The organism is Geobacter psychrophilus, assembly GCF_056821595.1.
On record NZ_JBXDTU010000004.1, the window covers coordinates 1910199 to 1933068 of the forward strand.

Annotated in this window: 16 protein-coding genes; 2 read left to right on the top strand and 14 right to left on the bottom strand. The window is 56.1% G+C overall.

Going from position 1 to position 22870, the window contains the following annotated elements; translation table 11 throughout:
* Positions 1–7 precede the first annotated feature (7 nt).
* The 10 genes from ACOCF6_RS11275 to ACOCF6_RS11320 all read right to left on the bottom strand — a co-directional run bounded on the left by ACOCF6_RS11275 (position 8) and on the right by ACOCF6_RS11320 (position 14657).
* Positions 8–1021: an NAD(P)H-dependent glycerol-3-phosphate dehydrogenase gene (locus ACOCF6_RS11275; RefSeq protein ID WP_482460475.1), complete on the bottom strand. Its 1014-nt coding sequence runs from the start codon at positions 1019–1021 to the stop codon at positions 8–10.
* Positions 1011–2597: a HEAT repeat domain-containing protein gene (locus ACOCF6_RS11280; RefSeq protein ID WP_482460476.1), complete on the bottom strand. Its 1587-nt coding sequence runs from the start codon at positions 2595–2597 to the stop codon at positions 1011–1013. The genes ACOCF6_RS11275 and ACOCF6_RS11280 overlap by 11 nt, the downstream gene beginning before the upstream one ends.
* A gap of 29 nt (positions 2598–2626) precedes the next feature.
* Complete coding sequence (gyrA, locus tag ACOCF6_RS11285) at positions 2627–5200, bottom strand: DNA gyrase subunit A (protein WP_482460477.1); 2574 nt, start codon at positions 5198–5200, stop codon at positions 2627–2629.
* Positions 5201–5497: 297 nt separating this feature from the next.
* The gene (gene phoU, locus ACOCF6_RS11290) at positions 5498–6169 is read right to left on the bottom strand and encodes a phosphate signaling complex protein PhoU (protein WP_482460478.1); all 672 of its coding nucleotides are present in this window, start codon (positions 6167–6169) and stop codon (positions 5498–5500) included.
* Between the two features lie 85 nt (positions 6170–6254).
* Positions 6255–7037, bottom strand: a complete 783-nt coding sequence (gene pstB, locus ACOCF6_RS11295) for a phosphate ABC transporter ATP-binding protein PstB (protein ID WP_482460479.1) — start codon at positions 7035–7037, stop codon at positions 6255–6257.
* A 187-nt stretch (positions 7038–7224) separates the two neighbouring features.
* Entirely contained in the window at positions 7225–8820 is a 1596-nt protein-coding gene (gene pstA, locus ACOCF6_RS11300; RefSeq protein WP_482460480.1) for a phosphate ABC transporter permease PstA, read from the bottom strand.
* Between the two features lie 13 nt (positions 8821–8833).
* Positions 8834–11062, bottom strand: coding sequence for an ABC transporter permease subunit (locus tag ACOCF6_RS11305; RefSeq protein WP_482460481.1), 2229 nt, complete (start codon positions 11060–11062; stop codon positions 8834–8836).
* A gap of 74 nt (positions 11063–11136) precedes the next feature.
* The gene (locus ACOCF6_RS11310; protein WP_482460482.1) at positions 11137–12102 is read right to left on the bottom strand and encodes a PstS family phosphate ABC transporter substrate-binding protein; all 966 of its coding nucleotides are present in this window, start codon (positions 12100–12102) and stop codon (positions 11137–11139) included.
* Positions 12103–12195: 93 nt separating this feature from the next.
* On the bottom strand, positions 12196–13971 hold the full coding sequence (locus ACOCF6_RS11315; RefSeq protein WP_482460483.1) for an ATP-binding protein: 1776 nt from the start codon (positions 13969–13971) through the stop codon (positions 12196–12198).
* 2 nt (positions 13972–13973) lie between these two features.
* A complete protein-coding gene (locus tag ACOCF6_RS11320) occupies positions 13974–14657 on the bottom strand; it encodes a response regulator (RefSeq protein ID WP_482460484.1) in 684 nt (227 codons plus the stop codon).
* A gap of 228 nt (positions 14658–14885) precedes the next feature.
* Between ACOCF6_RS11320 and ACOCF6_RS11325 the strand changes: the two genes are divergently transcribed.
* On the top strand, positions 14886–15068 hold the full coding sequence (locus ACOCF6_RS11325) for a hypothetical protein (RefSeq protein ID WP_482460485.1): 183 nt from the start codon (positions 14886–14888) through the stop codon (positions 15066–15068).
* A gap of 162 nt (positions 15069–15230) precedes the next feature.
* Here ACOCF6_RS11325 and ACOCF6_RS11330 read toward each other — a convergent pair whose 3' ends face one another.
* From ACOCF6_RS11330 to ACOCF6_RS11345, 4 genes are all read right to left on the bottom strand, one after another.
* Positions 15231–15455: a hypothetical protein gene (locus ACOCF6_RS11330; RefSeq protein ID WP_482460486.1), complete on the bottom strand. Its 225-nt coding sequence runs from the start codon at positions 15453–15455 to the stop codon at positions 15231–15233.
* 61 nt (positions 15456–15516) lie between these two features.
* Positions 15517–16470, bottom strand: a complete 954-nt coding sequence (locus tag ACOCF6_RS11335; RefSeq protein WP_482460487.1) for a TIGR04442 family protein — start codon at positions 16468–16470, stop codon at positions 15517–15519.
* Between the two features lie 2 nt (positions 16471–16472).
* Entirely contained in the window at positions 16473–18689 is a 2217-nt protein-coding gene (locus ACOCF6_RS11340) for a substrate-binding domain-containing protein (protein WP_482460488.1), read from the bottom strand.
* Positions 18690–19050: 361 nt separating this feature from the next.
* Positions 19051–20301, bottom strand: coding sequence for a metallophosphoesterase (locus ACOCF6_RS11345; RefSeq protein WP_482460489.1), 1251 nt, complete (start codon positions 20299–20301; stop codon positions 19051–19053).
* 286 nt (positions 20302–20587) lie between these two features.
* On the opposite strand from ACOCF6_RS11345, the gene ACOCF6_RS11350 reads away from it, so the two are divergent.
* Positions 20588–22759, top strand: a complete 2172-nt coding sequence (locus ACOCF6_RS11350; protein ID WP_482460490.1) for a hypothetical protein — start codon at positions 20588–20590, stop codon at positions 22757–22759.
* Positions 22760–22870 lie beyond the last annotated feature (111 nt).

A 22870-nucleotide genomic window follows, 5' to 3' on the forward strand; every position in this document is an offset into this window, starting at 1 on the left:
CCTCCTGTTACTGCTCCGACTTGAGATCCCGCGCCATCAGCTCCGTCACCGCTGCCCGGGCCGGCTTGTTCTCGTGCAGGATCTGGTAGGTCTTTTCAACGATTGGCATCTCCACCTGGAGGCTTCGGGCCAACTGATAGACCGATTCGGACGACTTGACCCCTTCAGCGACCATGCGCATCTCGGCCAGGATCTCAGCCAGCCCCATCCCCTGACCCAGCTTGAAACCCACGGTGCGATTACGGGACAGGTCGCCGGTGCAGGTCAGCACGAGATCGCCCATGCCGGCCAGACCGGCAAAGGTGGACGCCTCGGCCCCCATGGCACGACCCAGACGGTTCATCTCGGCCAGTCCGCGGGTAATCAGGGCTGCACGGGCGTTGTGGCCAAAGCCGAGCCCATCACAGATACCGGCCGCAATAGCGATGACGTTCTTGACGGCTCCGCCCAGTTCGACCCCGATCACATCCGTATTGGTATAGACCCGCAGGCAGGGGCAGCTGAAGGCCGCCTGCACGCGCCGGGCAGCAGCCTCATCAGCGGATGCGGCCACGATCAGCGACAACAGACCCTGGGCCACCTCACGGGCAAAGGTAGGTCCTGACAGGGCCACAAAGCGCCGGGTCAGCGCAGCCGGCAGCAGTTCGGTGCAGATCTGGGATACGGTCCGCAGGGTTTCCAGTTCAATGCCCTTGGAGGCGTTGGCGATAACCGCATCCGCGGCAATATGGGGGGCCATCTGCTGCAGCACGCCGCGCATAACCTGAACCGGAGTCACCAGCAGCAAAATACCGCGACCATTGACCGTTTCCTGAAGACTGTTGCTGCAGGTCAAGGCCGGGTGCAGGGCGATGCCGGGCAGAAAGGTGGAATTGGTATGTGACTTGTTTATTTCGCGGACCAGCTCTGCCTCGTAGGCCCACAAACGTACGTCGTGACCGTTTTCGGCCAGACGGTTGGCCAGCGCCGTACCCCAGCTGCCGCCGCCGATCACGGCTATCTGTTCGATCTTATTCTTCATAGTCATCATCATTGCCTTCATCAAGTCGCAGATCATATCCTTCGGAGAGTGCCTGGCGCGCCGCGTCAACGCTGTCCAACACCAACCTGCGGATAAAGGGGTGGCGGCTCTCGGGCAGAAAGCCCCCCACCAGGCTGAGTGCTGTGGCCAGGGTCTTTTGAACCGAACGCTCTTCGCTGTTGATCTGCTGCATATAATCAGCGGTCAGAAGCAGTCGTTTGACGATCTCTGCCCGGCGCGGAATAATCAATTCATCGCAGAAACGCGAAATCTCCGCTTCGAGTGCTTCAGCCGAGACACTGTCTGCACCCCGGTCACCCTCCAGGGCGATAAAGCGGTCGGCGGCGTCATAGACCGCAGGTTCCGACAAAATCCACCCCTCCAGACTGGGTTCATCCAGCAGTTCGTTGCTGCCGGTCACATAACCGGGAATCTTTTCGACGATGCCATCCAGATGTACCAGACTGAAACGGGGGATGTAGGCCTCGGGCTTGAGGGAATCGGCCCGGAACAGGCGCATGTCCACATAAAAGTCAGGCGGGAGGTAAAAACCCTGTTCCCGGCTGTGATGCAGCGCATCCCGCAGAATAGCCATGGCATAGACCGGATCGGCCGGCTGCAGCAGCTCACCGGCGATGACATCTTTCAGGACATGCGCATATTCCTTAGCGTCCCGCATACGGTAGCTGATGGCATTGAGCAGGCCATCCGATTCCCCCGTCAGCACCAGCATGCCCGCAATGGCAGCATCATCAAGCTTCCAGGAAAACCACAGAGAGCGGGCACCATAAAAATCGATCGGGCCGACGTACACATCGTGAAACGGCAGGGGCATGGTGAAAGACTGGGGAAGTTCCTGCGGCTCCCTGATCCCCATGAACGAGAGGCGGCGGATGCTGCGGCGGATCAGGGCGGCACTGTCACCTTCGTGACGATGGGCCGCCTGTTCAAGGACATTGAGGGCGCAGCCGTTCTTTATCCTGCCCAGTGCAAGAATGGCCTCCTTGACAACCTCCGGCTTTTCAAAGGAGAGCAGGATCTCCAGCAGGGCCACGGCATCCGGCGTACTGGCGTCAGACAGGCGGCGGATCATGCGGTCACGATATTCATCGGCTACATCCAGAAAGCTGTCGATGAACCTGACCAGTCCGCGCTCACCATCATGCAGACACTCGTCGATGAAACCATCCATCGAGGCGGCACCATAGCCGGTCATGCCGGCAAACGGCGGCGCAGTAACATCAATGCCGTTATCATGGAGCAGGTCCAGCAGGGCCAGTTTGCCATCCTCCTCAAGATCCTTGCGCTGCAGGGTGATTTTGACCAGCTGGTCCAGCCAGCCGGCGTCGTCAAAGAAATCCAGCATGCAGGTGTAGCGGTAGATGGCGGTGCCGTTCTGCTCCTGCCACAGCTTGCGCACCAGCGGAGAAAGCGCCCGTTTGCCCGATTTCTGCAGACGCCGGCCGATGCGCTCCATCTGTTCGCCGGTCAGGTCGTCCCGTTTGAGAAAATCCAGCAAACGGATGATGCGCCGCCGCTCACGCAGGGACTTGTCTATTTTGAAGGGTCTGGTCATAAAGGTCTTTTTTTCAGCAGGCAGACAACTTATTCGCCGGTATCATCCATGCCTTCGCCAATAGCATCCACACCTTCGCCATCCTCGTCCAGTTCATCCTCTTCCTTCTCGGCCAGCTTGGCCACAGCCACCACTTTTTCCTTCTCCTCGGTGGTGATCAGCTTGACTCCCTGGGTGTTGCGTCCGATGACCGAGAAACCGGAGACCGGCACCCGCAGGATCTTGCCGTTGTCGGTGATGACCATCAGGTCATTGTCGTCGGCCACCTGCATGACGTTGACCACGCTGCCGTTACGGTCGGTGGTCTTGATGGTGATGATGCCCTTGCCGCCGCGGCTCTGGTCGCGATACTCGTCCAGGTCGGTGCGCTTGCCGTAGCCGTTCTCGCAGACAGTGAAGATGGTCGAGCCGACCGCCTCGTTGTCCACGATCTCCATTCCGATCACATGGTCATCCTCATTCAGGTTCATGCCGCGCACACCGCGGGTGACACGTCCCATGGAACGGGCATCCTCCTCGTTGAAACGGATCGCCTTGCCGTTGCGGGAGGCCAGGAAGACGTCCTTCTTCCCGTCGGTCAGCGCCACGGAAATCAGCTTGTCGCCATCATCGAGCTTGACGGCGATGATCCCGCCGACGCGGACATTGGAGTATTCGATCAGCGGTGTCTTCTTGACCACGCCGTTCCTGGTGGCCATGAACAGGAAGGTGTCCTCGCTGAACTCCTTGACCGGCAGGATGGTGGTGATCTTCTCGTCCATGGCGACGTTGACCAGGTTGACCACCGCCTTGCCCTTGGTGGTGCGGCTGCCTTCAGGGATCTCGTAGACCTTGATCCAGTACATGCGCCCGGCATCGGTGAAGCAGAGCAGGTAATCCTTGGTGGAGGCGATGAAGAGCTGTTCGACGAAATCCTCTTCCTTGGTCTTCATGCCGGTCTTGCCCTTGCCGCCGCGGCGCTGGGAGCGGTAAAGATCCACGGCGCTGCGCTTGATGTAGCCGGTGTGGGAGATGGTCACGACCATCTCTTCGTCCTCGATGGTATCCTCCAGGGAGATGTCGGCGGTCTTGTCGGCGATCTCGGAGCGGCGCTTGTCGCCGAATTTGTCGCGGATCTCGGTCAGCTCGGCCACGATGATCTTGAGGATCTCGGTATCCGAAGCCAGGATCTCCCGCAGACGGGCGATCAGACGCATGATCTCTTCGTACTCGGAAACAATCTTGTCCCGCTCCAGACCGGTCAGGCGCTGCAGGCGCATCTCCAGAATGGCCTGGGCCTGGATATCGGACAGCTGGATCGAAGCACTGGCATCTGCCGGCATGGGCAGGTTGAGGCGTTTCAGGAACTCCGGATCGGCAAACTTGCCTTCCATCAGCCCCTGCTTGGCTTCAGGCGGGGTCTTGGATTCACGGATCATCTCGATGACAGCATCCAGCCAGTCCAGGGCGATCTTGAGGCCTTCCAGGATATGGGCGCGGGCCAGGGCCTTCTTCAGTTCGAAGTTAGTGCGGCGGGTAACCACCTCGCAGCGATGCTCGACAAAGCAGTCCATCATCTCGCGAAGGGTCATGACCTTGGGCCGGTTGTGGACGATGGCAAGCATAATGATGCCGAAGGAGGTCTGCAGCTGGGTCTGCTTGTAAAGCTGATTGAGCAGCACCTCGGCGTTCTCGTCCCGCTTGACCTCGATCACGATCCGCATCCCTTCGCGGTCGGACTCGTCGCGGATCTCGGTGATCCCTTCAACCTTCTTTTCCTTGACCAGCTCGGCAATCTTTTCGATCAAACGGGCCTTGTTGACCTGGTAGGGGAGTTCAGTCACGACGATCGACTGGCGCTCGGACTTCTTGGCCACTTCCACATGGGCCTTGGCACGGATCTGGATGATGCCGCGTCCGGTGGAATAGGCATCGTAGATCCCCTGGCGGCCGTAGATGGTGGCGCCGGTAGGAAAGTCAGGGCCGGGCACCAGCGCCAGCAGCTCGTCAAAGGTGAGCTCCGGGTTGTGGATGGTGGCGATGATGCCGTCGATGACCTCGGTCAGGTTGTGCGGCGGGATATTGGTGGCCATACCAACCGCGATGCCGGTCGAGCCGTTGACCAGGAGATTGGGGAACTTGGACGGCAGCACCGTCGGCTCCTGCATCTCTTCGTTGTAGTTGGGGACCATGATGACGGTCTCTTTTTCCAGGTCATCCAGCAGTTCATGGGAAAGCTGGCGCAGGCGGATCTCGGTGTAACGCATGGCAGCCGGCCGGTCGCCGTCCACGGAACCGAAGTTACCCTGACCGTCCACCAGCATGTAGCGCAGCGAAAAATCCTGGGCCATACGCACGATGGTGTCGTAGGCGGCCGTATCGCCGTGGGGGTGGTACTTACCGATGACATCACCGACAACACGGGCCGATTTCTTGTAGGGCTTGTTGTAGTCGTTGCTCATGTCGTACATGGCGTACAGGCAGCGCCGGTGCACCGGCTTGAGTCCGTCGCGCACATCCGGCAGGGCCCGGCCGATAATGACCGACATGGCGTAGTCCATGTAGGACCGTTTCATCTCGTCTTCGATATTTACAGCTATTTTGGCTAGCGGAGTGTTGATCATTGCTACCTCGTATATGCCTCTGATTTTTGTTGGCGTGTTCAATTACACCATAAGTATTGACGTGATTTTACCGGGTAATAGCCTATCAGCCTTTATTGTTCCGTTATTTCTGCACGCGAAATGCGGGAGCTGGCCCGGGATTTTTCAGCAAGGTTACCCTGGAAAAATAGACGAAGAGTTTATCATAATTTTTCGAACAAGAGAACCCTATTAATATTCCTGCTACATGAACAGCAGCACATAAAAAGGCCGTCCCTGGCAGACGGCCCTTTTTCATGCGGATTTCTATATGCCGGATCAGGCAATTGTATGGCGGATATCCTTGCCCTTGACCATGAAAATCACCATTTCGGCAACGTTAGTGGCGTGGTCGGCAATCCGTTCCAAGGATTTCGAGATGTAGTTGAGCTTCATGGCGCGCGAGATGCTCGTGGGATCTTCGATCATGTAGGTCAGGAGTTCGCGCTGGATCTGGATATTGAGATCGTCCACAAAACTGTCGTCCTTGCAGACCTTGACGGCCAGTTCGGCATCGCCGCGCACAAAGGCATCCAGGGCCTCCTTGACCATCACCTCGGCCCAGTGCGCCATGCGGGGGATATCGATATAGGGCTTCAGTGGCGGTTCTTCATTTAACTCACGCACCCGCTTGGCGATGTTGGCACACTGATCGCCCATGCGTTCCAGGTCGGTAACGATCTTGAGGGCTATTGTTATAAAACGCAGATCACGTGCGGCCGGCTGGCGCAGCGCCAGAAGCTCCAGGCAGCGCTCATCAATCAACACCTCGGCAGTATTGACTTCATGATCCAATGCAATGGTACGCTCGGCCAGGGGTGTATCCCGGTCGACCAGCGACTTGACCGAGTTGGCAATCATCAGCTCAACCTTGCCCCCCATGACCAGGATGCTTTGTCTCAATTCATTCAACTCGATGTCGAAGGCCGTACTGATGTGTTCGCGTTCCATGCTGTCTCCCGAACCCTATACAACGGGTAATTACGTTATCTATATCATAGTCTGCCAATAGAGCTTAGAAAACCACTCTATTTTGTTAACCGAACCGGCCGGTGATGTAATCTTCCGTCTGCTTCTTCTCCGGGTTGGTAAAAATCTTGCGGGTCCCTCCGACCTCTATCAGCTCTCCCAGGTAAAAGAAGGCGGTTACATCCGACACCCGCGCTGCCTGCTGCATGTTATGGGTAACGATGACAATTGTATACTCGTTTTTGAGCTCCTCGATCAACTCCTCAATCTTGAGGGTCGAGATCGGATCGAGTGCCGAGCAGGGTTCATCCATCAGGATGATCTCGGGGTTGACCGCTATGGCCCGGGCGATGCAGATGCGCTGGGCCTGACCGCCGGAAAGCCCCAGGGCCGAATCATTCAGCCGGTCCTTGACCTCGTTCCAGATAGCGGCGCTTTTCAGGCTGCGCTCGACCGCCTCGTCCAGGGTGGCCTTGTCATTGACACCGGCGATGCGCAGCCCATAGACAATGTTCTCATAGATCGACTTGGGGAAGGGATTGGACTGCTGGAAGACCATGCCGATCCTGCGCCGTAGCGAGATGACGTCGGTGGAGGGTTCGTTGACCTCAGCGCCGTTAAAGCGAATGCTCCCCTGTATCCGGGCGCTCTCCACCAGGTCGTTCATGCGGTTGAAACAGCGCAGCAGCGTAGACTTGCCGCAGCCCGACGGTCCGATAAAGGCGGTCACCTGGTGACGGGCCATCTCCAGGTTGATGCCTTTCAGGGCATGGGCTGCGCCATAGTGGAGGTTCAGGTCGGAGACCGAAAGAATAGGTGCGTTGCTGCTATGTTCCTGAGTTTGTGCCATGTTTAATCCTTAATAGTGCGTTAAAACTGATAAAAGCATTTACCGCAGAGTACGCAGAGGATCGCAGAGTAAAACTAAGAGATTGTGAAAAACAGGTTCTTACCTTTTTAGGTTTTGCAACTTATTGATGTAACCACGTTTTTTCGGTTTCCTCTGCGTCCTCTGCGGTTAACCTGCTCTTGATTCCTTAAAACGTCGACGTCGTGTATTTGCTGCGCATCCTGTTACGCAAGTAGATGGCGGTGCTGCTGGCGATGACGACGATCCCCAGCAGCAGCATGGTGGTGACGAAGACCATCGGTTTGGCCGCCTCGACATTGGGCGACTGAAAACCGACATCGTAGATATGGAAACCCAGGTGCATGAATTTTCGATCCATATGGAAGAACGGGAAATTCGTATCAAAGGGGAGTGTCGGCGCCAGCTTGACCACGCCGATAATCATCAGCGGCGCCACCTCTCCGGCGGCACGCGCCATGGAGAGGATCAGGCCGGTCATGATGCCGGGGGTTGCCATGGGGAGCAGGATCCTGGTCAGGGTCTGGAACTTGGTGGCGCCCAGTGCCAGCGACCCTTCACGAATCCCTTTCGGAATCGAGGCCAGCGACTCTTCGGTAGCGACGATCACCACCGGTACGGTCAACAGCGCCAGGGTCAGGCTCGACCAGAGGATGCCGCCGGTACCGAAAGTCGGGGTCGGCAGCCGCTCCGGAAAGAACAGGCTGTCGATGCTGCCGCCGATGCCGTAGACGAAGAATCCCAGACCGAAGACGCCATACACGATGGAGGGCACCCCGGCCAGGTTGTTGACGGCGATGCGCACCATGCGGGTCATCAGGCCGTCGCGGGCATATTCACGCAGATAGACTGCTGCGACCACACCAAAAGGGAGCGAGAAGATGCTCATCAGCAGGACCATCATGACCGTGCCGAAGATGGCCGGAAACAGCCCCCCTTCGGTGTTGGATTCACGCGGGTCATCCAGCAGCAGTTCGCGGATCCGCTCGAGGTACGCTCCGCACTTGGCAAAGAACGACATACTGTTGGGGCGCTGCAGGGCAACAATCTCCGTCAGGGAGATATCCTTGCTGCCACCGCTGGCATCGCTGAACTGGGCGGTGATCCGGCCGATATCGGCCTGGGTTGCGGTTAACTGCTCGTTCAGCAGGGTGAATTCGGCCATGGCCTTTTCACGGGCAGCGGTCAATTCCCCGATTTCAGCGGCATTCTTTTCCTTGTCACGATATTCAAGTTTCAGCACGTTAAGCCTGAGACGTTCAACCGTGTTGTTCAAGTCCGACATCTGCTTTTTAATCTTGCTGGTTGCATCCTGTTTGCCCGTAACCAGCGTGCGGGCCTGCTGCAGCTGATCATAGGGCGCTGTCGCGGTCAGAGTGAGCCCTTCCGCCGTAACCCCTTTCAAAAAGCCGAAAAAATTGCCGTTCTCACGGCGCTCCAGCAGCACCGCATCTGCCGGGAGAGAGCGGGATGCGATTTCCTTCTCGTCGACCCAACGGAAATCCTGGCCGAGGACATCACGGTTGGCGACCTTCAACTGCAGGCGGCGGTCACCGCTGATCGGGTTCTTCTCCTGCCGGGTGACCTGACCGAGCGCGAAGGTTCCATCCTTCAGTTCAAACCGGACGAGCTCCCGCGGCCAGAAGTAGCCCAGGCCATTGGTCATGACGGTCCCGACCAGTGCCAGGGACATGACCAGTATGATTGCCAGGGCGGCGCCGGTTGCCAGCACATAGGGCTCGCCTGTTTTCCAGAACAGTTTCATAAAACTAAACCTCTCAGTACCGTCCGTACTTCTTACGGAAGCGCTGCCGCAGCGCCTCGGCCACGGTGTTGATGATAAAGGTGAAGATGAACAGCAGCACCGCCGAAAGGAACAGGGTCCGGTACAGCGAACTGTTAAGCGGCGCTTCCGGTATCTCAACCGCGATATTGGCCGACAGGGAACGCAGGCCGTTAAACAGGCTCCAGTTCATGATGGGGGTATTGCCGGTGGCCATCAGCACGATCATGGTCTCGCCGATGGCGCGGCCAAAACCGATCATGACCGCCGAAAACACACCCGGCAGCGCCGAGGGGAGCACCACCCGCCAGGCGGTCTGCCAGCGGCTGGCACCCAAGGCCAGCGAGGCGGCGGTCAGGTTGCGCGGCACATTCGAGATGGCATCCTCGGCAATGGTAAAGATGATCGGGATCACGGCAAAACCGAGCGCGATGGCGATGATAATGCCGTTGCGCTGGTCGTAGCGGACGCCCAGCGAGCTGTAGAGCCACTGCTTGAAGTCGCCGGCAAACAGATTCACTTCGGCCAGTCCGCTGAGGAGAAATGCCAGGTAGACCCCCAGGATGACAACCGGGATCAGGAATATGAATTCCTGGCCGCGGGTTGCCCGCTGCATCAGGGATGCGGTCCGGATCCGTTTCCAGAAGAAGATCGTAACCAGCAGCATCACCGGTACGATAACGAGACTCAGGAATACCGTCAGGACACTCTTGTCGATCAACGGGGCCAGCCAGAGCCCGGCCAGGAAACCGATCACCACCGAGGGAATGGCAGCCATGATCTCTACAACCGGCTTGACGCGCCCCTTCAGCTTCGGTGACATGAACTGGCTGGTATAGAGAGCGGCCAGCAGGGCCAGCGGTACGGCAAAAATCATGGCAAACAGTGTGGCCTTGATCGTGCCGAATACCAGCGGCACAAGGCTCAGCTTGGGTTCAAAGTCGTCGTTGGCGGCCGAGGATTGCCAGGAATATTCCGGTTTGTCATAGCCTTCATACCAGACCTTGCCAAGCAGAGTGCCGAATGATATCTCGGGATGGGGGATATCCATCTTCCAGACCGTTAAGGTGCGATTGCTTTCCAGGGCCGTCAGGGTGTTGCCCTTGGGAGAAAGTGCCGCCTGGGTGATCGGCGTGGCGGTCTTGATTGTCAGCAGATTGCGCTCCGAGGTCATATGATCGACATGGATCTCAGCGGAATCTACTGAAAACAGGGTTTTGTCACGCGGTGAAGCAATGATGGATGTTACTGCACCGTGATTTGGACGCAGGGTGTGGATGCGGGTCAGACGCCGGTCTTCGCCACTGCCGGCCACCTTGACCGGGAACCAGGTTGTAAGCGCCCCCCTGGCATCGCCGACCGCCAGCGATACATCCCCCAGCACCAACGCCAGAGAAGTGATGGACAGCTTGTCCTCAGAGGCCGGTGCACTGTCCACGAGATGGATCTGTCCCGGTTCCGAAATATCCCAGCGCAGCAGCCAGCCGTTGTCGGTGCCGGCATACAGATAGTGCCCCTTCGTATCGACGGCCACGGCAGTCAGATGACCCGGCAACGCGTCGTTGACATCGGCGCTGGCACTGCTCCGTTTTTCATTGCCGAGCAGGTCCTTTTCCACCAGCTGGTGGGTTACCCGCAGGCGGTCACCGGCCAGACGATCGATCCGTACAGCACCCTTGCCTTCGATCAAACGGACAAACGATTGCACAATGCCGCTGGCATGTGAAAAAGAGAGCTCTTCCCGCGAGGTAACGTCCTGGCTGAGAGAGAAGCTGCCATCCGCTTCCTTGGCAGAAGCAAAGGCAACCGAGACCGAGGAAATTGCGCCGTTATCCCAGAGCAGGTTGTAGACCGATTTACCGACAGCTTCCGCGGAAACGACTCGAACAGCGCCCGCAGGAATAACCGGCACCTTGATGCTGGCGGAAAGGGTACCATCGGCAACCTTCATGAAATGAAAACTTCCGCTTTCCTCCAGGAGAAAAACTCCGCGCTGATTCTCTTCCGTCCCGATTGCCAGAACCTTGCCGGCCGGGATTGCGGCAGGCAGCTGCAGTGTGGCGGCAATCCTGGCAGAGGGAGGATAGAAAAGCGGCAGGGCTACCCGGGAGATCATCACCAGGATCCAGATAACCGAAACAATCACCAGGAGCCCGCCGATGCGAATCAGCACTTCGGCCAGACGGTCATTGCGCCGGGATTTGTCGACAAACGTTTTCGCCATGTTGACCTGAGTTTATACAAAAAAATCCCCTCCCCGGAGGGAGGGGTCTTATACGAAGCTGGAGCGGAAAAGGATTACTTGAGCGCCTTCAGTTGATCGTCAACCAGTTTGGCGGTCAACGGATCGTAGCCGTCCTTCACGACGATCTCCTGTCCTTCTTTGGAGAGTGCATAGCGCAGGAATTCTTCCACAACCTTGGGCAGCGGCTGGCCCGGTTTCTTGGCAACGTAGATGTAGAGCATGCGGCTCATGGGGTAGGAGCCGTTCAGCACGTTGTGATAGGTTGCTTCTGCGACCTTGCCCCCTTCCTTGGCGGAAAGCGGCACAGCACGCACGCCGGAGGTGGCATAGCCGATCCCGGAATAACCGATGGCGCCCATATCCCTGGCGACACCTTCCACCACGGAAGCGGAGCCCGGCTGTTCCTTGACGCTGTTTTTGAAGTCACCCTTGCTCAGGGCATGTTCCTTGAAGTAGCCATAGGTGCCGGAAGCGGAGTTACGACCATAGATGCTGATCGGCATGGCGGCCAGCTTACCGGTGACACCCAATTGCCCCCAGGTGGTCACATCGGCGCTGCCGCGTTTGTGGGTCTTGGAAAAGATGGCATCAACCTTGTCCAGTGAGAGGCTCTTGATCGGGTTGTCCTTGTTGACGAATACGGCCAGGGAATCCAGCGCCACGCCGATTTTGGTCGGTTTGTAGCCATATTTCTTTTCAAATGCCTCGATCTCGGAGCCCTTCATCTCGCGGGACATGGGGCCGAGCTGGGCGGTGCCGGCGATCAGGGCCGGAGGAGCGGTGCTGGAGCCCTTGCCTTCGATCTGGAGGTTAACATTGGGGTATTTCTTTTTGAAACCCTCGGCCCAGTAAGTCATCAGGTTGTTAAGGGAGTCTGATCCGATGCTGCCCAGGTTGCCGGCCACACCGGCAGCGGGGGTGTATTTCTTTATTTTGGCATCAACCGTTACTTTTTCGGCGTGAGCCGCTACTGCAGTGATCATCACGAGCAGCGCGGTCAGGATTGACTTCTTGAACATGAATTAATTCCTCCTCTAAAGTTTTGTTACAGAATGTAGTCGTATCATAGCAGACCAGAGTTACATTCATGTTACAGGATGGAAAACAGTCGGTTAAATCTTTGCTGACGGCTCTGCCTTTTTGAGCGAAAACGAAAACACCGACCCGCTGCCCGGTTCGCTTGTTACAGAAACAGCCCCACCGTGAAGCTGTATAATATGTTTCACAATAGCCAAACCGAGTCCGGTGCCCCCCTGCTCACGGGTCCGGGCCTCATCAACCCGGTAAAAGCGTTCAAATATGCGCGGCAGATCCTTGAAGGGGATGCCGATGCCGGTGTCGGCGACCGACACCCTGATGCAGGCATCTTCATCTTCGGTAAACAATCGGATTGAGCCTCCATCAGGAGTATATTTTATGGCGTTTTCCAGAAGATTGATCACGACCTGTTCCAGCCGCCCCTGGTCCGCCATCACGCGTGGTAGTGAACTACCAGAGGATTCGTTGACTATGGCAATATTCTTTTGAACGGCACGTTCCTGCAGCAGCATGCAGGCCTTGGCAATCGTCCCGGAGACATCCAGCGGGTTGAGTTCAAGCAGCGCTTCCTTTGATTCAAGACTTGAAAGCGTCAGGATATCGTTGATCAGGTTGGTCAAACGTTCCGAGTGGCTGGAGATGATCTCCACGAAACGCTTTGCATGGACCGGGTCGGATTCCAGGGCACCGTCCAGCAGCGTTTCGGCGTAGCCTTTGATGATCGTTACCGGAGTCCGCAGTTCATGGGAGACATTGGCGACAAAGTCCCTGCGCATGTTTTCGGCCTTTTTCAGATCGCTGATATCATGAAATACCGCAACAATTCCCTGCCTGACACCATCGACTTTCAGCGGAACCCAGTGCGTAAACAGTGTACAATCATTGGGCTGAATGGAGACCTCCCGCACCAGCTCGGCTACATCCGCTTTTCCCAGTTCGTTGAAGGATTCCAGCAGGTCGGGGTGGCGGGAGATTTCCACCAGCTTTTTGCCTTCAACCTCGCCGCTAATGGAAAAGAGACGGCGGAAGGCCGGATTAACCAGGGTGATGACACCATCGGGGTCAGTAACCATGACCCCTTCGCCCATGCTGCTCAGGATGGTGTCCAGTCGCTGTTTTTCAGTTGAAAGCCGCTGCACCTGATCTTCAATCCGCTCCGACATGTCATTCAGGACACCCGCCAGCTGACCTATCTCATCATGGGAATTGACCGGGATTTTGGCTTTACTGCCCCCATGACCGATGCGGGCGGCGGCGTCCGCCATGTCACGTAGCGGCCTGGTTGTCAGATTGGAGAGGATGTAGCTGAACAGGAGCGCGATCAGTATGGTGACAGCGGTTGCCCCGCCGACCACGCCGTGCAGGGTGTCCCGTGCCGAGGTCAGGTATTCCAGCGGCAAGGCCAGCCGAATGATGCCGTCTGTGGTTCCGCTGCCGTAGGTTGCGGCCGAGTAGAGCATCGAAGTCCGCAAGGTGTCTGAATAGCGCAGGGCACTTCCGCTGCCGTTCTTCAGTGCATCCCGCACCTCGGGGCGCTGCAGGTGATTTTCCAGTTGGGACAGGCGGGCCTGCCCCACATCCGAATCGCCGATAACCGTACCATCCGGTGCGATCAGGGTAACCCTGGCCTTGATGACAGTACCGATCGATTCAGCAAGTTGCTGTGGCCCTGTAACCCGTTTGTCACTCATCACCAGCAAACGGGCCAATTGAATCTGGCTGGCAAGGTTGGCCCGGCTCTCCTCGATCATCCCTTTTTGCAGGGTATGATTGAAATAGAGATAAAAACTTCCGGTGATCAGGGCGATCAGGAAGATGTAAGACAGCACCAGCTTGGTTCGGAATCCCATACTTACTCCTCGATCTTGTAACCGAAACCGCGCACGGTCTTGATAATGTCGCCGGGAGTCCCCAGTTTGCCGCGCAGCCGTGTTACATGGGTATCAACGGTTCTGGTGTCACCGGCATTGTTGTAGCTCCATACATTCTGCAGCAGCTTTTCACGGCTCTGTACACACCCTTTTTTTTCTGCCATGAAGAGCAGCAGTTTGAACTCGGTACTGGTCAGATCGATTTCCTGGCCGGCGCTCACAACGGTATGGCGCTGAGTATCGATGAGAATTTCACCGATCGAAAGGAGATCAGACGTCGTCTGTTGGACTTCATGCTCAAAGCGTCTCATGATGGCTTTGACCCGCAAAGTCACTTCCCGCATGGAGAACGGCTTGACAATGTAGTCATCGGCACCCACCTCAAATCCAACCACGCGGTCGATTTCATCACCTTTTGCCGTTATCATGATAATCGGGATATGGGCGGTGCGCTGATTTTTGCGGAGCGCCTTGCAGACCTCGGTTCCCAGCAATCCGGGCAACATCAGGTCCAGCAGGATCAGATCAGGCAGGTCTGTTTCGGCCCGTTCAAGTCCCAGCTTGCCATCATGAACACAGGTGGCCGTATACCCTTCTTTTTCAAGATTGAAAGCCAGCAACTCTGCCAAGTCTCTTTCATCCTCGATAATCAACACTCTCTTCATATCGTGCTCCTGCCCTTGATGTACAAACGTTAAAAAACACCTAACAACATTTACCTATATGTAACATACAATTGTTACAAACATGTTGCAGTAAGATAAAGATTTTGTAGAAATTGCAAACCTGTGCCGGCTGTATATCGAAGAATTAACAAAGATTTTATCTTACCTCCACATGATTGTAATAATGATCGTATATAATTTGATAAAAATAAACGGAGGAACACGACAATGAAGATCAGGCTTAATGAAGACTATTACTTTTGGAGTTGTGACTGGTGTGATTCTGAAAATCTGGTGCTCTGGGCTAAACTGCAGGATGGAACCTATTGCGGGGCCTGCCACCGGCCCATGAACCTGCCGGACGCAAATGGCGTCATCATTGACAGCACAATTGCAGCCGGGTTGTGCTAGCCGTGGGCAGGTGGTTGGCGAGTATGTCTGGATAGTACCGTGTGCTGGCAGGGGGGCAGAGCGTGACATGCATTTCGGTTAATGCTGCTCATGGCCACCTGCTTGCGAAACAGCAGCAGAACTTACTACACAGTCCTGTCCCAATGCAGCCGACCTGCGTTTCTATCGAACCCTGCCATGTGGCCGATTGAATACCGGGCAGCTGGGACAGTTCTGGCGCAGAATCGCCAGTTCGCGCACCCCAATCGTACGCAAACCGTCATCGCATGAAACACACAGTTTTTGTACGAGTTCTTCCCATTCGTAGCTCGAACCAGGCTTTTCCAGTGGAATTTCTCTCATTTTACGCCCGATTTCAACGTACTTAGTTCTATCCACAACCATCATGACCCTGTTCCTCCTTGTAATGCCTGACTTCCGTCAGTGGAATCAGCATCTGTAGATCCATTCAACATCTGCTGCGGATCGGGTCCAACCTCTCGCACGGTATCTTTTCACGGGCGCACCAGAATTCTTCCAACTCTTCCACAAGCAGCCTGTCCAGCCCCGAATCCCTGATGAACTCCTCCCTCAAACCGGCGTCACCTTGTGCGACAATAATGGGCAGCAGCGTATTCATGTACATCAGGGAGCTCTTGGCGAGACGCAGTCCGACATCAAACAGCTTGTCCGGGATTTCATCCCCCTTCATAAGGCGCTGGTGTCGTAGTTCAATCGAAACAATCCGCTTGATAGTGTCCCGTTCCCCGTCACCAGCCACCCTCCCATAACTGTTACCGATGGCCTCCTGGATGGTGGTCACCACCTTGACGATGAGCTGTTCTTCCTGTTCAACCCGTTCCATGCGCTGCTGGATATCCCGTATGGTACCGGTGCCCTGCGAAATGCAGTCAAGACCTTCCAGCAGATTGGTTAACCGTTTGCGACCCATCCTGCCGGGCAGGTCGCTGGCGAGAAGATCTTCAACCAGCAATTCCCTGAAAAGCCCCGCTCTGATGCTGTTCAGCTCGTTCCAGGTGGCAGAAAGCACCTTCAGAGTGTCGATATCGGGAATACCGCGGGCAAACAGGACCAGCTTGTTGATGCGTTTTGAGGCTTCCTCCATTCGCTGAAGCAGTCCAATCAGCCCAAGAAAGTTCTTGCGCCCGACTCCCCCGGCATCGGTGGCGTCATCAAGCCGCTCGTCGCAAAATGCTCCGATTTCAAGCATCATCTGCTCAAAATTCTGTGCGTTGGACTCTTTCCTTGCCAGAAGGATTGTCAGAATGACACTGTCCGGCATATCGACGCCATCGGCGGTGGAAAACATGAAATATCCTGCCAAAGCCTGGCGGGCATTCTCAAGGAGCGTTGAGGTCACTGTGCGTATCGGGAAATTGGAACCCGCTGCTATCATATGCATGTTTACCGCCTGGACAGCCATACTTCGACTCTGTTATTACGAAGCTTCCCATCTTTGGTGCCGCCTTGCGCCAGTGGCATGACGGATCCCAGTGCCACTGCCAGCGCCGGCTTGATGCCGCGTGCTGCCAGCTCTCCCGCCACCAGTCTTGTCCGCTGTTCGGCACTCTCTTTCGCTTTACTGCCCTCACTCGTATCGCTGAAACCGAACAGTATAACCTTGCGTCCCTGGAATTCCTTTCGCTCCAGGGCATGGATCAGACGGTCGAGATCGCGCCGGGAACGGTTGTCGAAACTGATCGTGTCGGGGCGGAACCTGAAGGAGAGCGACAACCGTTCCGCGCCGGCCACCATGGCTCTGAAATCTGCTGGCGTGCTGTCCGGCAACACCGGTGTCTCGGCCCGAATCGCCAGGGAAACAAATCCGCTCTTTTCGACGACCTCCTGTCCCTCATCCGAGAGTACAAATTCAATGAACTCCCTGACCAGAGGGTTATTGGTTTTGGATGGCACATACATATACAGGCGACGGGTAAGCGGATACTCTTCCCGCGCAACGGTGAAGGTATTCGGAAAGATCGCTCCCCCGGCATCACCCGCCGCAATGGCAAGGGCCTTGCTGCTTTTTATATACGGCAGTCCGATGAATCCGATACCGCCGGGATCGTTAGCGACATCGGAGGACAACCTGTTGCTGTCTTCATAGCGCCTGGCATTGCCGCTCAATTTCTTCTTGTCCAGAACCAGGCTCTTGAAGGTGTCAAAGGTCCCCGACTTGTCATCCCGCGCATAGAGCCCGATTGCTTTGTCACTGCCGCCGACATCCTTCCATGATCCTGTTTCTCCTGCAAAAATCCGGGCTATCGTATCCTTGCTGACCTTCGCGAAGGGGTTGGCGCTGTTGACGATAACCGCCAGGCCGTCAAGCCCGATGACATGTTCACAGCCGTAGCGGGTCATGTCGCCCAGGGCGGCCAGTTTAGCGGATTCCTCTTTCTTGATAGGGCGCGAAGCCATGCCGATATCGCATTGTGCATTTTCAAGACCCTCGAAGGCGGTTCCGGACCCATGTGACTTGATTTCCACTGCCCAGGCCCGGGTGCGCCCCATGCTGCCGACGATCCTGAGCTCTTCCTCATTTGCGCCTGTTTCACGCCGGACCTTGTTGGCACCTTTGCGTTTCAAAAACTCTTCCGCCAGGGCCGGGGTCAGTTTGGCGCCGATGGTATTGGAACCCTGCAGCCGGAGTACCGTTTCAATCCGTTCGGCAAAGAACATCTGCCACACACCCCAGGTCAGAATGACCAGCATGGCTGCGGCAGAGACACCGCGCAGCATGAATTTCCGTCTGCGCAGTTTATGTTCCGCCAGCTGTTGCAGCTCTGCCCGGGCGCGCTGTTCACGATGCTGATACTGTTCCAGGGCAGCAATAAACTCGTCGCAACTCTGGAAACGGTGATCAGGCGACCGGGAAAGGGCGCGCTGAATTATTCCCGCAAGTTCCTGATCCATCCGGGGAAGCTTCTCGCGTATGTCAGGGATATCCTCCTCCATCTGCCGCATCAGCTGGATGATGGTTGATCCCGTTTCGCGCGGAGCTGCACCGGTCAGCATCTGGTACATGAGCATGCCGACCGAGAAGATGTCAGAGCGCTGATCAATCGCCTTGGGGTTCATGATCTGTTCGGGGCTCATGTAGGCAGCCGCGGCAATGAAGCCGGCGCCGGAAGCCGTTTCTATCGGCATGGTGCTGGAAGCGCCGAATCCATCCAGTTTGACAACTCCGTTCCGGGCCACAAAACCGTTGGTTGAGCAGACTCCCCGATGGAGCACCCCGCGGCTATGGGCATATGAGAGCGCTTTCAGCACCTGCTTGATGACGTGCAGCGTAGGCAGCTCCTTGTTGCCGCCATGATGATTGATGATCTCATCCAGCCGATACGAGACAAAATGCTCCTGTACCAGGTAAAAGACCCCTTGCTCTTCGAAGAAATCGACTGCCTGGAGAATGTTGCCATGATTCAAATGGGCAAGTTTTTTGGCCTCTGTGTAAAAATAGTCCCGCATCCTGACTTCTTCACTGCCCTGTCCACCCTTAAAGGCCTTGATAAAAAACGACACACCCTTGGAAATATCCTCTGCCAGGTACAGCACGGTACCGTTTTCGAATGTGGCCAGTTCCTGCTTCAACAGGTACTTGTTAACAATCAGGTTGTTCATGTACGTTCCTTGCAAAATTGATTATGAAATGTAGATGCCCCAGGGATGATCCCGAGGAATACCGTAACAAAAGTAAGGTTACATGGGGGTGTCGAGTTGGTGAAATGTTAATTACAGACCTGAACCCGTGACGCCTCCATGCCTCCGCTTGTCCGGAAGGCCTCTGCCAACGCATTTCAGGAGATTACCGTCAGTCCGGCGGAGGACCAACGGAGTGAGCGGTCTGCTGCACCATGGCGACGTACAGGCCCCGGCTCTTCCGGCCACTACAGCATTCCGGCGTTACTGATTCAGGACAGAGTAAAAAGCCCGCGCTGTCTCCAGCGCGGGCTCGATGTGCAACTACGTGATAATCAAACGACTAGATGGTACGAGGGGCCAGCGATACCGTTTTGGAGGCGCCCCAGGTTTTCGTGTTCCAGAGATACTCGCGTACCGTCATGTTTTTCGCCCCGGAATCGATTGAGATCACCTGGAATGAGAGTTTGGTGGGATCGCCCTTGCCGTCGGCCGCATCTATGCCTGAAATGGTACCCTTCATGGGTGAATCAACCCGGAATATTTTCAGGCTGATGTCATTATCAGGACCTCTGTAGGTGTAGAATTCATTGGAGTTGGTATTGCCATGGAAGTAGGCGACGATGTTCTTGTGTGTCTTGAGCCAGGCAACAAAGGCCCTTTGTTCAACGTCAGTTAAAAGTCCGGGGGTAACGCCGGTCTGCGCATCGGCATATACGTCTGAAAGCAGGTTCTCGTACTTGTTCGTGGCGTTGATGTCAAATGGAGCATTCGGGTTGGTGAAATGTTTGGATTCCGAGGTCGGTTCATCGTGGGTGAACAGAATGACCGGGGTCGTTGCCGAAACTTTTGCCAGTTCGGCATCAATCAACGGGCGGTTTAGCGAGTCGGGCCACATCCCGACGAAAACGTACAGAACACCGTTCACCAGCCGTGATGTGACGACCCGTTTGCCGGCATAGCTGGCAGCGGCTGCTGCAACGGAAGGTGCACCGATGAATGCAGCATTGGTCAGTGCGGGCTTGTTCGTCATCATCAGGTTGTAAATCGCCACATACGACGTGGCGTCAAGACCGGCCGCAGAATCCTGCGGAGCCTTGTAGTAGCCGATTGCATTGGAGACATCGTGGTTGCCGGGGGTCATGTATAAGGGAGCCTTGTTGCCGCTCCGGTCCTTCACATTGAGCGCGGTCAAATAGTCGGCGGCAAACTGTGGCCAGGTGGCTGAAGCAGGTGCCTTGGCAAATGGGTAGACCGTTTTTTCAGAACGGTTGACGGCATCGCCGGTCTCTACGACAAAGTCAACAGCACCCACTGTCTGCCCGGCGTTGATCCCGCCATCACTCGGCAATGATATCGTCGGCATTGTGTTCATAACCCCGACCAGCGCTCCATTGACCTGCTGGGCGCTGCTCAAATTGCCGAAAGTGCTATTAGCGACAACTGACCGTTTGATGCCGTAATGTGCATCTGATGTGTACATAATCGTAGTCACAGGTGATGAGCTATCAGTACCGCACCCTGCGATAAGACTTGAAAATACAGCAACCGCTGCCAGCGAGGCACATACGAACCTCTTCTTCAAATTATTCATTCTTTCTTCTCCCCTCAGAATGGTTAAAAAATATTGACGATTTTCTAACACAAACAAAATTACGATTGGGTTCCAACTTGGATAATTTTTTGTAACCAAAACGTTGCTGAATTGGTATGTTACAGCGTTGCAGAATCTGCTATTGTTCGTGGATTAATGAGGGAATTTTTTAAAATTCAGCAGGATATTCCGGTGGATAGTGCCAGTGCGGATTGCGGCTGAAAATAATTTCATAAACGCTTGCATCCCGTGTATCACGTCCGGCTTTTGCTGCACCCTTTACCGGTTGCTCAGGCTGCCAGCCGCTGCAGGTATACTGACGGCAGTATTATTCGTCGTTCCTGCACACTCATCCAACCTCAGAGTCACCATCCTGGCTCCAGCAAAGCTGCTCACGTCGCCGGTTGCCCAAACCGCCATTGAAGACACCAGGACGTTGTTGCAGCAGGCCATGCCATCGTCCGAGATCAGCATCAACAAAACAACCGGGGCACACGTCGTCATCGTCCTGCCGGATATCAACATATCAACGAACAAGCCGCATCCCGTTTCTTTACCGGCCTCGAACATACAGCGACTGCCGTCCCCCGACCGCTCATATCGCTGGAAGTCCTGTTCCGCAGCAGGCCAGACAATCCTCAGGCTTCAGGCCGGCTCACCTCAAGGGGTATCCTGCGGACTGTATGGTCTGCTGCAAGCCAAAATGGGATTCCGCTTCCATCACCCGCGGGAGTCTGTCATCCCGGAGTACCGCCGATGGCCGCTTCCTGCGCACTTCACCTTCTCCGGCCGACCACGTTTTGAAAAAAACGGTTTTCATCTGCACACCATGCACCCGATCGAACTGGCTGAACAGCTGCTCAACCCGGATTATCCCAACGCCTTCGAGGATGTGGCGCGATACATCGATTGGCTGGCGCGCAATGGCCAGAACACCATGCAGTTTGTGCTGCTGCGCGGCATAGACCGCAAGCGTTGGCCCCGACATGCCGCCCGGATTGCCGAATACGCCCATAAGCGCGGTGTGTTGTGCGGAGTTCAGATCTCGCTGAGCATGCTGCAGCAGCAGGCGTTCCAATCCATCACCCTGCTGCGCCCGTATCCCGGCTATCGACGACAGGTGGATGACACCTTGGCCTGGCTGTTCCAGGCTCCGTGGGACTTTGTTGCTCTGGAGCCGACCATGGGCGAACATCTGCCGTTCCTGAACAGCCTTGTTCCTGACATCCAGGCCCATCTCGAACGACAGGTGGCAGAGCGTTACCATACGCTGCTGCTGTTCGGCACCCATGTCATCGGAGGCGCAGATGCAGCACGTGAACCGCAGCTTGCCGGCAGCGGCATCCTGGTGCACTCGGTGATGTGCTATTCCGTATCAGAGGCGACCGCTCCGGTCTATGGCAACCAAAACCAGTGTTTCATGCTGCAGACGGCTCAGAAGGAACTGCTGCGCCGCGAGACCTGGTACTGGCCGGAATCATCCTACTGGGTGGGATTTGACACGCCGGTCCCGTTGCTGTTGCTGCCCTACCTGGATGCCCGTTGCCAGGACATCGAGACAATGGCCGGACTGGGCGTCAACGGGCACCTGACATTTACCTCGGGCTGGGAATGGGGCTACTGGCTGATCGACTGGAGTATTGTCCGCTGGACATGGGAGTATCGTGATGCGCAGGCTGTCCGGAAAAGCAGTTCCCTGGCCCCGCTGATGGAGATACTGCCTGATTCGCGCCTGCGACCGCTGTGGAAAGAAGCCCTGCGCCTCCAGAATTACTTCCTGAAAGAACGGGGTCTCATGCGTTATATGGCTGCCGCGACCCCTTTTTCCGAGCTGCCGCACCCCTTTGACAAACCGTTTCAGCCGGCGCCGGATTTCCATTACTCCCAGCTGCTCCGGTCGGCCACCACACAGGAGGCACACCAACAGCTCGCCGGCCCGATCAACGACCTGGAGGAGTACGCCCGCACAATGGGAAACCTCTCAAAGCACATGGAAGCACTACTCGCCAGGGCCGACAAAACAGGAAGCCCTGCCGCTTTCATGCGGCAAAAGCTGGCTCGTGAGTTGACCTGTGCCCTGGCAGTCAGCGCACTCAGGGCGCGCCATCGGGCTTTCACCCTGCGAGCGCTGTCAGCCAGGGTCAGTGAACGGACAGGTGAGAGCGGTCGTGACAGAAGCACTTCATCACAATTGCTGACAAACGCCCGCCTGATTCGCTACAAGGCCCTGGCACTGGTCAAGCAGCAGGAATCAGGCTACCGCTACCCGCTGGCATTGCTGACCAGCCAACGCGAAAGCAAGACCGCCTATCCTTTCGGTTACCTGTATCCTGCCGGCCGGCTGTTTTTCTGGGAGCGAGAAGAGGAACAGGTTGCACACGGTCGCTTCGATCCCCTGTTCATGAACCTGTGGGATGTTTCCCGTACGCTGGGGGTGGGGAGTTTGTTTTTTAAATAGGGAGGAGGAGCTGTTATGAAGAAGGCCGGTCGATTGCATGAAGAATTTATTCTGAGTCTTCCGCTGTCAAGCTGCCGGAGTCAGTATCACGCTCTTTTTCGCATACCGGGC

Bases quoted from the DNA above. Each gene is read 5' to 3' on its own strand.
- ACOCF6_RS11275 (WP_482460475.1), bottom strand. From the start codon at position 1,021: ATGAAGAATAAGATCGAACAGATAGCCGTGATCGGCGGCGGCAGCTGG.
- ACOCF6_RS11280 (WP_482460476.1), bottom strand. From the start codon at position 2,597: ATGACCAGACCCTTCAAAATAGACAAGTCCCTGCGTGAGCGGCGGCGC.
- gyrA (WP_482460477.1), bottom strand. From the start codon at position 5,200: ATGATCAACACTCCGCTAGCCAAAATAGCTGTAAATATCGAAGACGAG.
- phoU (WP_482460478.1), bottom strand. From the start codon at position 6,169: ATGGAACGCGAACACATCAGTACGGCCTTCGACATCGAGTTGAATGAA.
- pstB (WP_482460479.1), bottom strand. From the start codon at position 7,037: ATGGCACAAACTCAGGAACATAGCAGCAACGCACCTATTCTTTCGGTC.
- pstA (WP_482460480.1), bottom strand. From the start codon at position 8,820: ATGAAACTGTTCTGGAAAACAGGCGAGCCCTATGTGCTGGCAACCGGC.
- ACOCF6_RS11305 (WP_482460481.1), bottom strand. From the start codon at position 11,062: ATGGCGAAAACGTTTGTCGACAAATCCCGGCGCAATGACCGTCTGGCC.
- ACOCF6_RS11310 (WP_482460482.1), bottom strand. From the start codon at position 12,102: ATGTTCAAGAAGTCAATCCTGACCGCGCTGCTCGTGATGATCACTGCA.
- ACOCF6_RS11315 (WP_482460483.1), bottom strand. From the start codon at position 13,971: ATGGGATTCCGAACCAAGCTGGTGCTGTCTTACATCTTCCTGATCGCC.
- ACOCF6_RS11320 (WP_482460484.1), bottom strand. From the start codon at position 14,657: ATGAAGAGAGTGTTGATTATCGAGGATGAAAGAGACTTGGCAGAGTTG.
- ACOCF6_RS11325 (WP_482460485.1), top strand. From the start codon at position 14,886: ATGAAGATCAGGCTTAATGAAGACTATTACTTTTGGAGTTGTGACTGG.
- ACOCF6_RS11330 (WP_482460486.1), bottom strand. From the start codon at position 15,455: ATGATGGTTGTGGATAGAACTAAGTACGTTGAAATCGGGCGTAAAATG.
- ACOCF6_RS11335 (WP_482460487.1), bottom strand. From the start codon at position 16,470: ATGCATATGATAGCAGCGGGTTCCAATTTCCCGATACGCACAGTGACC.
- ACOCF6_RS11340 (WP_482460488.1), bottom strand. From the start codon at position 18,689: ATGAACAACCTGATTGTTAACAAGTACCTGTTGAAGCAGGAACTGGCC.
- ACOCF6_RS11345 (WP_482460489.1), bottom strand. From the start codon at position 20,301: ATGAATAATTTGAAGAAGAGGTTCGTATGTGCCTCGCTGGCAGCGGTT.